Source organism: Micromonospora sp. NPDC049903 (assembly GCF_044460945.1).
In the GTDB taxonomy this organism is placed as follows: Bacteria; Actinomycetota; Actinomycetes; order Mycobacteriales; family Micromonosporaceae; genus Micromonospora.
In genome coordinates this window covers 271,129-284,615 of record NZ_JBITKL010000002.1, presented here as the reverse complement: position 1 = coordinate 284,615, position 13,487 = coordinate 271,129, and the positions used below count along the sequence as shown (strand labels likewise).

Sequence of the window (13,487 nt, the reverse complement as noted above, 5' to 3'; positions counted from 1 at the left end):
CTGAGATGTAAGGAAGGGACCCTTCCTATACACGAGGCGTTAGTAGGGGACCCCTCCTTACACGCGCCCCCGCGGGGCGACGGCGGGCCAAGGGATCGTCAGTTGGCCCTGACGCCACTCGCGGGGACGGCGCAGCACGGGCCGGCCCTGGGCGCGCACCGTGGACACCGCGCGTAGCCAGCGTTGGCGCGGGCCGAACGGGGCGTAGCCGGCGGCAGCCCGCCAGGCGTCGTCCAGGGCGCGGATCAGGTCGTGGATCGGCTCGCCCGGCACGTTCCGGTGGATCAACGCCTTCGGCAGCCGTTCGGCCAGCTCGGCCGGGTTCTCCAGCGTGGTCAGCCGGGCAGCCAGGGTCAGCGTCAGGGGACCGGTGGCGTCGAGCAGGATCCAACTGCCGAGTCGACCCGGCTCGTCGCAGGTGCCCTCCACCAGCAGCCCGCCCGGAGCCAGCCCGGCGAGCACGGTGGCCCAGGCGGCGGCCACCTCGCTCTCGTCGTACTGCCGCAGGACGTTGAACGCGCGGACCACGGTCGGCCGGAGCCCGGCCAGCTCGAAGCCGCCCCGGGCGAAGGTGAGACCGGGTGGGTCGGCGGCAGACTGGGCGGCGTCGACGCGTACCGGATCGATCTCCAGCCCGACCACCCGCACGTCGGCGCGGACCCGCGCGGCCAGCCGGGCGCGCAGCTCCACCGCCGTCACCGGCGTGGCACCGTAACCGAGGTCGACCACCAGCGGGTCCGGAGCGTCCCGCAGCACGTCCGCGCAGTTCTCCACCATCCAGTTGTCCACCCGGCGCAGCCGATTGGGATTGGTGGTACCCCGGGTCACCACACCGAGCGGCCGGGACCTCAGTGTCGCCATCGCGCGGACCTGGCGACACGACTCATCCGGCCATTCTCGCCCCTGCTGTCGCCGCCGGGAGCGGCACCCTGGTGATGAGGTCGGTCACGCCGGGGTGCCTGGACGGCGTATTTCCGGCCGCCGATCGGGAAGATGACATCCGGCGTGGAGGTTGACGCAGGAGCGCCGGTCGTGCGCGTCGGCATCAACCGTGGCAAAGGGAGCGGACGTGGCGGAAATGCACACCGGTGTCGGACGTCAGCGAGGTGCCCTGCCATGGCCCCGCCCCCGGCGGATCGCGACGCTCTCGGTGCACACCTCACCCCTGCACCAGCCGGGCACCGGCGACGCGGGCGGCATGAACGTCTACATCCTGGAGGTTGCCCGGCGGCTCGCCGAGGCGGACGTGGCGGTGGAGATCTTCACCCGCGCCACCTCCGGTGACCTGCCCCCGGTGGTGGAGGTCGCCCCCGGTGTGCAGGTACGGCACGTGATGGCCGGTCCGCTCGAAGGACTGACCAAGGAGGAACTGCCCGGCCAACTCTGCGCGTTCACCGCCGGAGTGCTGCGCGCCGAGGCGGCCCGCCCACCGGGCCACTACGACCTGATCCACTCCCACTACTGGCTCTCCGGCCAGGTCGGCTGGCTGGCCAAGGAGCGCTGGGGCGTACCGCTGGTGCACACCGCGCACACCCTGGCCAAGGTGAAGAACGCGCGGCTCGCCGCCGGGGACCGGCCGGAACCCAAGGCTCGGGTCATCGGAGAGGAACAGGTGGTCGCCGAGTCCGACCGGCTGGTGGCGAACACCCAGGTCGAGGCGCGGGACCTGATCGACCGGTACGACGCAGACCCGACCCGGGTCGCGGTCGTCGAACCCGGCGTGGACCTCGACCGCTTCCGTCCGCTCTCCGGCGACCGGGCAGCCGCCACCGTCGCCGCCCGGACCCGGCTCGGCCTGCCCGTCCGGGGGCACCTGGTCGCCTTCGTCGGTCGGATCCAGCCGCTGAAGGCCCCGGACGTGTTGATCCGTGCGATCGCGGCCCTACGCGACCGGGACCCGGCCCTGGCGCAGGAGGTGGCGGTGGTGATCTGCGGCGGCCCCAGCGGCACCGGACTGGACCGACCCACCGCGCTGATCGAGCTGGCCGCCACGCTCGGTGTCGCCGACCGGGTGCACTTCCTGCCGCCGCGCACCGGCGCCGACCTGCCCCTGCTCTATCAGGCGGCCGATCTGGTCGCGGTGCCGTCGTACAACGAGAGCTTCGGGCTGGTCGCGCTGGAGGCCCAGGCCTGCGGTACGCCGGTGGTGGCCGCCGCCGTCGGCGGCCTGGTCACCGCCGTACGCGATCAGGTCAGCGGCGTCCTGGTCCGTGGGCACGATCCCGTCGACTGGGCGCGTACGCTCGGCCGTCTGCTGCCGGACCGGGCCCGCCGGGCCGAGCTGTCCGTGGCGGCGGCCCGACACGCTCGCGACTTCTCCTGGCACCGCACCGCGGCCAGCCTGCTGACGGTCTACGGCGAGGCGATCGCCGCCCACCGTGCCCGCCTCACCGCCGAACTCACGGCCTCCCGATCCTGGTAGCGCTGCGCGTAAGAGTTCCGTGCAACGGCTGCGTGTAAGGGCTGCGTGTAAGGAAGGGACCCCTACTAACGCCTCGTGCATAGCAGGGGTCCCTTCCTAACACCTCGGCAGCACGGCGTACGGACAGTGCCGGCCGTAGAGTTGATCCGATGAGTGACCTTGGGGCCCTGATCGAGTCGGTCTGCGCCGAGCGGGAGTTGGACTGGGAGTCCACCGGCCCGGGGTCGTACGCGGTGACCCTGCCCGGTACGCACAAGCTCAAGACGATCTGCAACCTGATCGTCGGCGAGCACGCGCTGCGGATCGAGGCGTTCGTGATGCGCCAGCCGGACGAGCGGCGCGAGGAACTGTGGGCCTGGCTGTTGCAGCGCAACGCCCGGATGTACGCGGTGTCGTTCTCGGTCGACGCGGTCGGCGACGTCTACTTGACCGGTCGGGTCAACCCCGCCGGTGTCGACGCCGACGAACTCGACCGACTGCTCGGCGCGGTACTCACCTACGCCGACGAATCCTTCGACACGATGCTGGAGATCGGCTTCGGCAGTTCGATCCGGCGGGAGTGGGAGTGGCGGGTCAAGCGGGGCGAATCCACCGCGAACCTCGCCGCCTTCGCGCACCTCTTCGAGCCGTCTCCGCAGGCCGAGCCGTCTCCGTAGGCTGAGCCGTCTCCGCCAGGCCAAGCCGTCGCCGTAGCAGGGCGACCGTCTTTGCGTCGAGCTGTCTCCGCAAAACGCGCCTGCTCCGCGCGCCGCGCCTGCTCCGCGCGCCGCGCCTGCTCCGCGCGCCGCGCCTGCTCCGCGCGCCGCGCCTGCTCCGCGCGCCGCGCCTGCTCCGCGCGACGCGCCTGCTCCGCGCGACGCGCCGTCGGCGTCGCGGGGCGAGACGTTTCCGCAGCGGGACGAGCCGTTTGGCACGTTCGGGGGTTCGGAGCGCTCCTGACGGGTAAGCCGCCGCACCGCGCGGTGCGGCGTTGGGACCCGCCGCGCCGAGACCGAGTGTCGAGGAGCGTGAGCGTCCATGGCTCAGCGAAGCAGCTCGGGTCGCGGCGGGACCGCGACCAGCACCACACGACGGAACAGCAGCACCGCCCGGATGTCGGAGTCGGAGATCTCGCAGATGCGGGCGGAGGACATCCGGGGCCAGTTGCGGCGGTACGGCGTCTCGGGGATCTCCGCGTTGCGCAAGCCCGAACTGGTGAAGACGCTGGCGAAGGCCATGCGGTCGGGTGGTGCCGCCCGCCGCAGCAGCGGCCCGGCCGGTCGGGCCAAGGCCACGAAGGCGGCCGGGACGCGGCAGACCACGTCGGCCCGTACCGCGCCGGGCCGGGCGAAGGCGGCACCCGCGAAGCGGACCACGTCGGCCCGCAAGACGACGACCGCTGCGGCCCGCAAGACGACGACCGCTGCGGCCCGCAAGACGACGACCGCCCGCAAGAGCACCGCTGCGGCCCGGAGCACCACCCCGGCCCGGAAGACGACCACCGCCCGCAAGGCGACCCCGGCCGGCAAGACGACGACGGCCCGCAAGACGACGACGGCCCGCAAGACCACGTTGCGGCCGGCCCAGAAGGCGACCACCGCCCGGAAGGCAACGACGGCCCGCAGGACCACCTCGGGTCCGGCCCGCAAGACGACCGCCGCCCGGAAGACGACTCCGGCCCGGAAGGCAACGACGGCCCGGAAGGCGACGACGGCCCGGAAGGCGACGACGGGTACGGCCCGGAAGACGACCAGCGCCGCCCGCAAGAGCACCACGGCCCGCAAGAGCACGTCGGGGCGGGCCGGGGTCGCGAAGGCCGCGTCGTCGCGGGGCGGTGCGGTGCGTACCGGTAAGTCGACCGCGCGATCGACCCGGTCGTCCCAGGTCATCGCCTCGCTTCAGGATCGGCCGGAGCGTCCCGGTCGCAGCCTGGTCACCACCAACCACGAGGTGATCCAGCGGTGGGCCCGGGCGCGCGGCGCGAAGCCGGCGACCATCAGCGGGACCGAGCGGGAGGGGCGGGCCGGGGTGCTGACGTTCAACATCCCGGGGTACCGGGAGAGCAGCCGGATCCGCGAGATCACCTGGGAGGAGTGGTTCCACACCTTCGATCTGCGGCGGCTGAACCTGATCTTCCAGGAGCAGATGCGGGACGGTCGGCAGAGCAACTTCTTCCGCACCGAGTCACCCGATCGGGAGGACGGCTGAGGTTTGCGGGAATCGCGGTCGGGTACCCGCTGTTGGCGCCAAGTAGGGGCAAACGTGCTGGTCCGGGGGCCGGAACTGCGCGTTGTGACGGGCAAGACAGCCGTTCGAGTTGAATAGCCCCTGCTGGCCGAACTAACTTTATTGCACCGCGCCACGCTCGGAACCGTTCGGGGGAGCGGCGGATCGATCAGGTCCGTGCACCGAGTGGGGTGTCGGGGGACGGGTGGATCAACACCGTTGGGGGACGGTGCCCCACCTGTTTGGACCGGCGGCGTGAGCGGGCGTCGCTTACGGGGGTGAGTGCCGCCCGCCGCCGCCGGTCGTACGACGCGAGTGCCCGGTACGCCCCGCGTACCGGGCACCACGCGTGTGACGGATACCGCACAGGCGTCGACGACCAGCTCCCGCCGGCAGGCGCGTTCAGGACGCGGCGGCGACCGAGGTGCCGACCGGTTCCGCCGGAGCCTGCCGCAGCGCGGCCACCCGGCGTTCCCGAGGCGGCCCGGCGAGCAGGTGGCCACCGGCCGCCGCCAGCCCGAGCGCGCCGACGATCAGCCAGTGCCCGTCGCCCCACTGCTGGAGGCTGAACCCGCCGAGCGTCGGCGCCACGAACGACGCCGCCGGGAAGGCCAGGTAGAACACCGACTGGTAGCGGGCCCGCAGGGCCGGCGGCGCCAGGTCGGCGTTGATCTGCGCGTTCGGCGGCGCGGCCAGCATGGAGCCGATCGTCCAGATCACACACGCGCCCAGGTAGAACGCGAGGTCGTCGGCGAGGGCCAGCGCACCGAAGCCGACCGCCAGCAGTGCCGTGGAGACGGCCAGGACGGTGCCCTTGCGGTGCCGGTCGATGAGCCGGGGTACGAAGAGCTGCCCCAACACGATCAGCACCCCGCCGAGGGCCACCACCGTGCCGTACGCCGACGGGCCGAGCCCGTCCGCGCGCATCGCCAGCGGCATGATCGTCGACGCCTGCATGGTCAGTACGGCGAGCACGAAGGTCAGCCCGACGAAGACCAGGAAATGCCGGTCGGTCAGCGCGGTGTGCAGGCCGGGGCGACGCTGTCGACGCCGGACGGATGTCAGCGGCTGTGGTGGCGTACCCGCTGCGATTGTCGACCTGGCGGGCAGCGTCTCCGGGACCTTCCACGCGATCAGCAACGCGGTGGCCAGCGTGGCGGCGGCGTCCACCAGGAAGAGCGCGACGTAGCTCGCCTCGGCCAGCAGTCCGGCGAGCAGCGAGGCCACCGCCATGCCCAGGTTGAACGCCCAGAACTGGAGGTTGAAGGCGCGTGAGCGGCGGTGTTCCGGCACCACGTCGACGATCGCCGCGACGAACGCCGGGCTGGGCATCGAGTGCGTCACGCCGACCAGCAGGGCGAGTGCCGCGATCATCGCGAGGTGCTGGCTCAGCGCCAGGGCGACCATCAGCCCGGCGGTGACCAGGTGCGCGAACACCAGGGTCGACCGTCGTCCCCAGCGGTCGGCCAGCACCCCGCCGAGCAGCACCCCGGCCGCCCCACCGGCGCCGTACGCCCCGACGACCACCCCGGCCAGCGACTCGCTGGCCCCTCGGGCGGCGGTCAGGTAGAGCGACAGGAACAGCATCGCGAACGCGCCGGCCCGGTTGATCAGCAGCCCGGCCCAGAGGTACCAGAAGGTGGCGGGCAGTCCTCCGGCGGTGTCGGCGAGCCAGCGGCGCGGCCCGGTGGGCGTACCGCCGTCGTGCTGGTCTGCGGCCCGCACCCCGACCTCCTCGATCTGTTCGGACACCTAACAGATCTTGCCCGAGCGGATCGGCGAGGTGGCGTGAGGGGCGGACTCAGCTCTTGCCGGTCGCCACCGGCTCGGCCGCCTGAGGTGCCGCCGGCTGCGGTGCGGTCGACTGGAGGGTCACCACGGGGGCGGCACCGGCGGTACGCAGCGCCAGCGCACGCCGCTCCCGGGCCGGCCCGGAGACCAGGTGACCGACGGCCATCACGGCGCCGATGGCGGCACAGCCCAGCCAGAGCGTGGCGTTGCCGGCCTGCTCCCGCACCAGGCCGCCGAGGATTGGCGCGGCCGCTCCGGCGAGCTGCCAGGAGAGCGAGAAGACGCCCTGGTAGCGACCGCGCAGTTCGCCGGGGGAGAGTTCGGCGATGAGGGTGGCGTTGGAGGGCGAGTTGAGCATCTCGCCCAGCGTCCAGATCAGCACGGTGAGTCCGAAGAACCAGGCCACGTCGGCGAAGGCGGTCAGTCCGAAGCCGACGCCCATCACCACCGCCGCCAGGGCGAGCACGTGCGAGCGGTTGCGGCCCCGGATGAGCCTGGGTACGAAGAGCTGGCCGGCGACGATGAGGACCCCGTTGAGCGCGATCACCGAGCCGTACGTGGCCGGGCTCAGGCCGGAGTCGGCCATCGCGATCGGCAGCATCGAGATGTGCTGAAGGAAGACCAGCGCACCGAGCAGGTTCAGGGCCACGAAGCCCAGGTACACCCGGTCGGTGAGGATGGTGCGCAGTGCGCCGGTGCGCTTGCCGTCGCGGGGCATGCCCACGGTGACGGTGCGGGTCTCCCGCACCCGGATGAAGATGATCAGTGCGGTGACCAGCGTGGTCGACGCGTTGACCACGAACAGCAGCAGGTAGCCGGCCTGGGCGGCGAAGCCGGCCAGCACCGCCGCGCAGGCGAAGCCGAGGTTGATCGCCCAGTAGTTGAGCGAGAACGCGCGCAGCCGGTCGCGCTCCGGCACCACGTCGATCATCATCGCGCCGAACGCCGGCCGGGCCGCCTCGGCGAAGAGGCCGAGCAGCAGCGCGCCCGCCGCGATGGTCCACAGGTCCCGGGCGAAGCCGAGGGCGAGCATCATGGTCGCCGCGCCGAGGTGGGCGGTGAGCAGGGTGGGTCGCCGTCCCCAGCGGTCGGTGAGCGTACCGCCGGCGGTGGTGCCGACCGCGCCGCCGACGCCCCACGCGCCGATCACCAGGCCCGCCTGGGTGGCCGAGAAGCCGCGTTCCTGGGTGAGGTAGATGGCGAGGAAGACGAGGACGAACGAGCCGAGACGATTGATCAGCGTCCCGGTCCAGAGATACCAGAACGTCTTCGGTAGCCCGCCTGTGGTGTCCCGGAACCAGCCCCGTATCGCGCGCACCTCGGCGCACCCCCGTTTCGGTAATGACCAATGATCGAGATGATCCCTTACAACTTAGATGTCGGCCGGAAGGCCGGTCACCCCGTTTTCCACGTGGTGGTCGTCACCCCCCTTCCCGCGCGTCCACTCGCGGGTTGCGGCAGGATGATCCGCATGACAGCTAGCGAGGGACCCACCGTCGGGACGCTGGTCCTGCTGCGGCACGGCGAAAGCGACTGGAACGCCAAGAACCTCTTCACCGGCTGGGTCGACGTGGACCTGACCGAGAAGGGGGAGAACGAGGCGCGCCGCGGCGGCGAGCTGCTGCGCGAGCACGACCTGCTCCCCGACGTGGTGCACACGAGCGTGATGCGGCGCGCCATCCGCACCGCCGAACTGGCGTTGAACGCCGCCGACCGGCACTGGATCGCGGTGCGCCGGTCGTGGCGGCTCAACGAGCGGCACTACGGCGCCCTGCAGGGCAAGGACAAGAAGCAGACCCTGAACGAGTACGGCGAGGAGCAGTTCATGCTCTGGCGCCGCTCGTACGACACCCCGCCGCCGCCGATCGCGGACGACGACGAGTGGTCGCAGGTCGGCGACCCCCGGTACGCGCTGCTGCCGACCGAGCTGATGCCGCGCACCGAGTGCCTCAAGGACGTCGTCGAGCGGATGCTGCCGTACTGGTACGACTCGATCGTGCCGGACATCCTGGCCGGCCGGACCGTGCTGGTGGCGGCGCACGGCAACTCGCTGCGGGCGCTGGTGAAGCACCTGGACCAGATCAGCGACGAGGCGATCGCCAAGCTGAACATCCCGACCGGGATCCCGCTGCGCTACGACCTGGACCCGCAGTTGCGTCCGCAGACGCTGGGCGGCACCTACCTCGACCCGGAGGCCGCCAAGGCCGCCGCCGCCGCGGTGGCCAACCAGGGTCGCTGATCGCACCCTGCCCGTGGGGCCCGAACGTTAGGAAGGGTCCCCTGCTATGCACGAGGCGTTAGCAGGGGACCCTTCCTTCGGTCTCAGGCGGGGGTGACGGGCTCGCCGGTGATCAGGTAGACGACGTGCTCGCCGCTGTTCACCGCGTGGTCGGCGAACCGCTCGTAGAAGCGCCCGAGCAGGGTGGCGTCGATGGCCGTCTCCACGCCGTACGGCCAGTCCTCGCCGAGCAGCACCCCGAACAGCCCCTTGTGCAGCTCGTCCATCGCGTCGTCGTCGCCGTCCAACTCGGCGGCGACGGTGGCGTCCGGACGCGCCAGCACGGAGGCGATCTTCTCGGCCATCCGGTCGGCGATGCCGGCCATGTCGGTGAAGACCGGCCGCAGCTCCGCCGGCACGGCCGGCGACGGGTGCCGGCGCAGCGCGGTCTTGGCGACGTGGTCGGCCAGGTCGCCCATCCGTTCCAGGTCGGCGGCGACGTGCAGCGCGGTGATCATGGCGCGCAGGTCGGAGGCGACCGGTGCCTGGCGGGCCAGCAGGTCACAGACCCGCTCCTCCACCTGCCGGTAGAGCGCGTCGATCCCGGCGTCGCCCGCGATCACCGATTCGGCCGCCTGCCGGTCGGCGGTGAGCAGGGCCCGGGTCGCCTGGCGCAGCGCCGCCCGTACCCCCTCGGCCATCTCCACCAGCATCTGGCTGACCGTGTCGAGATCGGCCCGGAACTCGTCGCGCATACTCACGTCCTGTCGGTCGGCGCCGGCACGTGCCGGCGAGGGTTCGTGCAGGTACGCCGCCCAAGCTAGGAGCACCGGGAGGACCTCAGGTGAACGCCGATGAACTGAGCCGGACGCGCAGGTGAACTTTCCCGGAAGTGAGAGTGCTTCGTCCCGTTCCGTACGGTAGCCGGGTTAACAATGACCCTACGATCGCCGGGTGACGTGGGCGGTGACGGTGGGAGTGGCCTCGGCCCTGGTGGTCGGCGTGGTCGCCGGACTGTTGCTGTCCCGGTTCGTCCCGGCGGCGCGCCGGTCGGCGGGCTCCGCCGGACGTGGGTGGGCCGGTCTCCGGCTCGGTAGGGGGAGGCACACGATCGCCGACGAGGTGCAGGTCGGGCTCGGCCGCCGCGCGATCGACTCGCTGCGTGCCGGAGTGGTGGTGCTCGACCCCGAGGACGTACCCGTACTCGTCAATCCGGCGGCCCGGGCGCTGGGCTTGCTGCGTACCGGTGGCCGCCCGGGCTCGATCATCGCCCACCCGCTGGTCCGTACGCTGGCCGGGCAGGTACGCCGCACCGGCGTCCGCCGCGAGATCGAGCTGGACCTGCCCCGGGGCCGCGACAACGTCGGGGACAACCCGCTCGGCGTGCACCTGCGGGCGATGGGCCTGGGCGGCGGCTACATCGCCGTGGAGGCGGCCGACGTGACCGAGTCGCACCGGCTGGCCCGGGTGCGACGCGACTTCGTGGCCAACGTCAGCCACGAGCTGAAGACCCCGATCGGCGCGCTGCAACTGCTCGCCGAGGCGCTGCTCGACGCCACCGAACCGGCCGGCGGGGACCGGCCGGACCTCTCCGAGGACATGGTGGCAGCCCGGCGGTTCGCCGAGCGGATCCAGCACGAGTCGACCCGGTTGGGGCGGCTGGTGCAGGAACTGCTGGAGCTGACCCGGCTCCAGGGCGCCGAGCCGCAGCCGGCGCCGGAGCCGGTCGCGCTCGACTGGGTCATCTCCGAGGTGGTGGACCGGACCCGGACCACGGCCGCCGCCCGCCGGATCCAGGTGACGGCCGACTCCGGCCGGGGACTGACCGTGTACGGCAGCGACAGCCAACTGGCCACGGCGGTGGCGAACCTGGTGGAGAACGCCGTGAACTACTCGGGCGAGGACACCACGGTACGGATCACCACGCGGGCCACCGACGACCACGTGGAGATCGCCGTGACGGACCAGGGCATCGGGATCGCGCCCACCGACGTGGACCGGATCTTCGAGCGGTTCTACCGGGCCGACCAGGCCCGGTCCCGCTCCACCGGCGGCACCGGCCTGGGGCTGGCCATCGTCAAACACATCGCGAGCAACCATGGCGGCCGGGTGGACGTGACGAGCACTCTTGGTGGTGGGTCGACGTTCACCCTCCGGCTGCCGGCCCGACCGCCGGACGATCTGCTGGCGTCACTGCCGGTTGCTGGGATCGAGGCCGGTCCGGCCGACCTCCGGCAGGTCTGACCACACATGGATCAGGCCGGGCTCCCCGCCCGGCCCGACCCGGATCGAAAGGAAACACCGTTGAGCCGCGTACTGGTGGTCGAGGACGAGGAGTCCTTCTCCGACGCCCTGTCGTACATGCTCCGCAAGGAGGGGTTCGAGGTCTCCGTGGCCGCCACGGGCACGTCGGCGCTGACCGAGTTCGACCGGACCGGTGCCGACATCGTCCTGCTCGACCTGATGCTGCCGGAGATGTCCGGGACCGAGGTCTGCCGGCAGCTCCGGCAGCGGTCGCACGTGCCGATCATCATGGTCACCGCGCGGGACAGCGAGATCGACAAGGTGGTCGGCCTGGAGATCGGTGCCGACGACTACGTCACCAAGCCGTACTCGCCCCGTGAGCTGGTCGCCCGGATCCGGGCGGTGCTGCGCCGACAGACCCCCGAGACGACCGAGTCGGGCCTGCCGACGCTGGCCGCCGGCCCGGTCCGGATGGACATCGAACGGCACGTGGTGACCGTCGACGGCGGCGCGGTGCAGTTGCCGCTCAAGGAGTTCGAGCTGCTCGAACTGCTGCTGCGCAACGCCGGCCGGGTGCTCACCCGGGGACAGTTGATCGACCGCGTCTGGGGTGCCGACTACGTGGGCGACACCAAGACGCTCGACGTACACGTGAAGCGCCTGCGCTCCAAGATCGAGCCGGAGCCGTCCACCCCGCGCCACATCGTGACGGTGCGCGGTCTGGGCTACAAGTTCGAGCCGTGATCCGCCGGCCGGCGACCGGCCGTCAGGCCGGGTCGGCCGGGTGCGGTGCGACCAGGCCCTGCCGGATCCGCGCCGCGCACAGCTCGGCCAACCGGGCGTACGCGGCGGCGCCGACCAGGGCGGTCAGCTCCGGCCCGTAGGAGAGGTACATCGGCTCGCTGCCGACGTGGGCGTCGGTGGAGGACGTGCACCACCAGTCGAGGTCGTGCCCGCCCGCGCCCCAGCCCCGCCGGTCGAACTCGGCCAGCGTGGAGACCAGCACCTTGGTGTTGTCCGGCCGCTTCACCCACTCCTGGTCCCGGCGGACCGGCAACTGCCAGCAGACGTCCGGCTTGTACTCCAGCGGGTGCACCCCGTCGCGCAGCGCCTGGGCGTGCAGCGCGCATCCGCCGCCGCCGGGGAAGTCGGCGTCGTTGAGGAAGACGCACGGCGCGTCCGGCCCCTGGGTGGCGGTACGCCGCGCCGGGTTCTTGCCGTCCACGGTGTCGTTCTCGGTCCAGTTCTTGGTGCCGCGTCGGTAGTGCTGCCAGGTCTGCGGGGTCAGCCGCTTCACCGCGCCGCGTACCCGCTTCTCGTCGTCGGTGTCGGTGAAGAACGCGCCGTGCGAGCAGCAGCCGTCGGCGGAGCGGCCGGCGATGATGCCGTGGCAGCCCTGGCCGAAGACACAGGTCCACCGGGACAGCAGCCAGGTGAGGTCGGCCCGGATCAGGTGCCGCTCGTCGGCCGGGTCGACGAACTCGATCCACTCCCGAGGGAAGTCCAGCGGGACCTCACGGCTGCGGGGGTCCGTCGGGTCGTCCACCAGCACGCGGAGTTCGATCTGCCCAGTCACTCGGCCCAGCGTACGCGTGGTGTACGGGGATGGCCGGTGAGTGACGCGATCCGATCTCCCCTAGTGTTTCCCCATGCGACTGGGTGTCCTCGATGTCGGTTCGAACACGGTGCATCTGCTGGTGGTGGACGCCCATCGCGGGGCGCACCCGTGGCCGGCGCACTCGGAGAAGGCGGTGCTGCGGCTCGCCGAGCAGATCGGCCCGGACGGCGCGCTCCGGGACACGGGTGCGGACGCCCTGGTCGAGGCCGTCGGGACGGCCCGCGCCTCGGCCGCCGCGCTGGGCGTGGACGAGTTGCTCGCCTTCGCCACCTCGGCGGTACGTGAGGCCACCAACGCCGCCGAGGTGCTGGCCCGGGTCCGGGACGCCACCGGCGTACGCCTGGAGGTCCTGCCCGGCGCGGACGAGGCGCGGATGACGTTCCTCGCGGTGCGGCGGTGGTTCGGCTGGTCCGCCGGTCGGCTGCTGGTGTTGGACATCGGCGGCGGCTCCCTGGAGATCGCGGCCGGTATCGACGAGGACCCGGATCTGGCGGTATCGCTGCCGCTGGGTGCCGGCCGGCTGACCCGGGACCGGCTCGGCGTGGACCCGTGCAGTGACCGCCCGCCCGCGCCGGAGACCGTGGACGAGCTGCGCGAGTACGTCGACGGTCTGCTGGAGCCGGTGGCCGAGCGGATGACCGGGGTGGGCTGGGACCGTTCGGTGGCCACCTCCAAGACGTTCCGCACCCTGGCCCGGCTCGCCGGTGCCGCGCCCAGCGGCGCCGGGCTCTGGGCGAAGCGTCGGCTGACCCGGTCCGGGCTGCGGCAGGTGCTCGGCTTCATCCGGCACATCCCACCGGCCCAGCTCGTCGAGTTGGAGGGGGTGAGCGCGGGCCGGTCGCACCAGCTCCTGGCCGGTGCCGTGGTGGCCGAGGCGGTCATGCGCCGGCTCGGGGTCGACTCGCTGGACATCTGCCCCTGGGCGCTGCGGGAAGGTGTGATCCTGGACCGGCTGGATCGGCTCGCCCCGGTCTGAGACCGGACTGCGA

At 72.2% G+C, this 13,487-nt stretch carries 12 protein-coding genes; 7 read left to right on the top strand and 5 right to left on the bottom strand.

The window, feature by feature from the left end; genetic code table 11:
- Positions 1 to 57: 57 nt before the first annotated feature.
- A complete protein-coding gene (locus ACIBO1_RS06095; RefSeq protein ID WP_396741888.1) occupies positions 58 to 861 on the bottom strand; it encodes a class I SAM-dependent methyltransferase in 804 nt (267 codons plus the stop codon).
- Positions 862 to 1,069: 208 nt separating this feature from the next.
- On the opposite strand from ACIBO1_RS06095, the gene mshA reads away from it, so the two are divergent.
- The 3 genes from mshA (at position 1,070) to ACIBO1_RS06080 (ending at position 4,609) form a co-directional block, all read left to right on the top strand.
- Positions 1,070 to 2,422: a D-inositol-3-phosphate glycosyltransferase gene (mshA, locus tag ACIBO1_RS06090; protein ID WP_396741886.1), complete on the top strand. Its 1,353-nt coding sequence runs from the start codon at positions 1,070 to 1,072 to the stop codon at positions 2,420 to 2,422.
- 149 nt (positions 2,423 to 2,571) lie between these two features.
- Complete coding sequence (locus tag ACIBO1_RS06085) at positions 2,572 to 3,078, top strand: YbjN domain-containing protein (protein ID WP_350693060.1); 507 nt, start codon at positions 2,572 to 2,574, stop codon at positions 3,076 to 3,078.
- 895 nt (positions 3,079 to 3,973) lie between these two features.
- Positions 3,974 to 4,609, top strand: coding sequence for a hypothetical protein (locus ACIBO1_RS06080; protein WP_396742453.1), 636 nt, complete (start codon positions 3,974 to 3,976; stop codon positions 4,607 to 4,609).
- A 420-nt stretch (positions 4,610 to 5,029) separates the two neighbouring features.
- Here the strand turns inward: ACIBO1_RS06080 and ACIBO1_RS06075 are convergent, their stop codons facing one another.
- Positions 5,030 to 6,379, bottom strand: coding sequence for an MFS transporter (locus ACIBO1_RS06075; protein ID WP_396741884.1), 1,350 nt, complete (start codon positions 6,377 to 6,379; stop codon positions 5,030 to 5,032).
- A 49-nt stretch (positions 6,380 to 6,428) separates the two neighbouring features.
- Complete coding sequence (locus tag ACIBO1_RS06070; protein WP_396741882.1) at positions 6,429 to 7,736, bottom strand: MDR family MFS transporter; 1,308 nt, start codon at positions 7,734 to 7,736, stop codon at positions 6,429 to 6,431.
- Positions 7,737 to 7,889: 153 nt separating this feature from the next.
- Between ACIBO1_RS06070 and ACIBO1_RS06065 the strand changes: the two genes are divergently transcribed.
- The gene (locus tag ACIBO1_RS06065; protein WP_350693055.1) at positions 7,890 to 8,657 is read left to right on the top strand and encodes a phosphoglyceromutase; all 768 of its coding nucleotides are present in this window, start codon (positions 7,890 to 7,892) and stop codon (positions 8,655 to 8,657) included.
- A gap of 83 nt (positions 8,658 to 8,740) precedes the next feature.
- Here ACIBO1_RS06065 and phoU read toward each other — a convergent pair whose 3' ends face one another.
- A complete protein-coding gene (phoU, locus tag ACIBO1_RS06060; RefSeq protein ID WP_350693054.1) occupies positions 8,741 to 9,391 on the bottom strand; it encodes a phosphate signaling complex protein PhoU in 651 nt (216 codons plus the stop codon).
- A 199-nt stretch (positions 9,392 to 9,590) separates the two neighbouring features.
- On the opposite strand from phoU, the gene ACIBO1_RS06055 reads away from it, so the two are divergent.
- A complete protein-coding gene (locus tag ACIBO1_RS06055; RefSeq protein WP_396741880.1) occupies positions 9,591 to 10,880 on the top strand; it encodes an ATP-binding protein in 1,290 nt (429 codons plus the stop codon).
- Positions 10,881 to 10,940: 60 nt separating this feature from the next.
- Positions 10,941 to 11,624, top strand: a complete 684-nt coding sequence (locus ACIBO1_RS06050; protein WP_396741878.1) for a response regulator — start codon at positions 10,941 to 10,943, stop codon at positions 11,622 to 11,624.
- A 22-nt stretch (positions 11,625 to 11,646) separates the two neighbouring features.
- On the opposite strand, the gene ACIBO1_RS06045 is transcribed toward ACIBO1_RS06050, so the two are convergent.
- The gene (locus tag ACIBO1_RS06045; protein WP_396741876.1) at positions 11,647 to 12,456 is read right to left on the bottom strand and encodes a hypothetical protein; all 810 of its coding nucleotides are present in this window, start codon (positions 12,454 to 12,456) and stop codon (positions 11,647 to 11,649) included.
- Between the two features lie 73 nt (positions 12,457 to 12,529).
- Here ACIBO1_RS06045 and ACIBO1_RS06040 point away from each other — a divergent pair, with 73 nt between their 5' ends.
- Positions 12,530 to 13,474, top strand: coding sequence for a Ppx/GppA phosphatase family protein (locus ACIBO1_RS06040; RefSeq protein WP_396741874.1), 945 nt, complete (start codon positions 12,530 to 12,532; stop codon positions 13,472 to 13,474).
- Positions 13,475 to 13,487: the final 13 nt, after the last annotated feature.